We start from the raw sequence: 772 nt of genomic DNA, 5'->3' as shown, positions 1-772 counted from the left end.
CGGGAGGCCCTCGAAGACCTGCGCGATCACGCTCCCAAGCCCTATTTGCGCGAACGGGCGGCGGCATTACTGCTCATCGCGTCCGGCGTACCGCCTGCCGTCGTGGCCCGCGAACGCTTGCTGCGTCCGCGCCATCCGGAAACCGTCTCTCTCTGGCTGAATCGCTGGGAAGCCGAGGGCATCGATAGCCTCCCCATCCGGGACGGACGCGGGCGCAAGCCCGCTTTTTCCCCCTGACCACCATGACCCCGAGACGGCGGCGACTGAGGTGGAGCATCTGGTCCGCCGTGACCCGCGGCAGTGTGGGCTGACCCAGACGCGCTGGACCCTGGACGCCATCCGCAGCCAGTTGGCGTGGGGGCGCGACGCCTCGCTGAGCGGGATCGCCCGTATCCTGGATCGGTTGGGCATCACCTGGCAGCGCGCCCGCAGTCATGTGCATAGCCCTGATCCCCACTATCAGGCCAAACTGCAGGAGATTGCGGACGTGGTGGAGTATGCACGCGCGCATCCCAACCAGGTGGTGACCGTGTATCTGGATGAAGTCACGGTCACCCGGCAACCGACCCTGGCCAACGGGTATGGACGGGCGGGCGCCGATCAGGTGCGGGCGGAACGGAGTCTGGCGACCGATTGCGAACTGCGCATCGTGGGCAGTTTGGACGTTGTGACGGGCCAGGTGGTCACCCGGCGGGCGAAGACGATTGGCCTGGCGACGCTGGCGCCGTTCTTCCCGGACCGGCGCGCTGCCTATCCTGAGGCTGAGCGCATC

General features: G+C 67.6%; 2 protein-coding genes. Both read left to right on the top strand.

Going from position 1 to position 772, the window contains the following annotated elements; genetic code table 11:
- Nucleotides 1-237, top strand: a 237-nt coding sequence (locus NW818_RS07420; RefSeq protein WP_414424208.1) for a helix-turn-helix domain-containing protein, incomplete at its 5' end; no start/stop codon positions are given.
- A gap of 31 nt (nt 238-268) precedes the next feature.
- Nucleotides 269-772 (top strand): winged helix-turn-helix domain-containing protein (locus NW818_RS07415; protein WP_414424207.1); only part of this gene is annotated, 504 nt, incomplete at its 3' end.

Origin of the sequence: Synechococcus sp. R6-5 (genome assembly GCF_047461775.1) — a bacterium.
Lineage (GTDB): Bacteria > Cyanobacteriota > Cyanobacteriia > Thermostichales > Thermostichaceae > Thermostichus.
The sequence above is the reverse complement of the archived record's forward strand: the minus strand, read 5'-3'. Positions and strand labels throughout refer to the sequence as shown.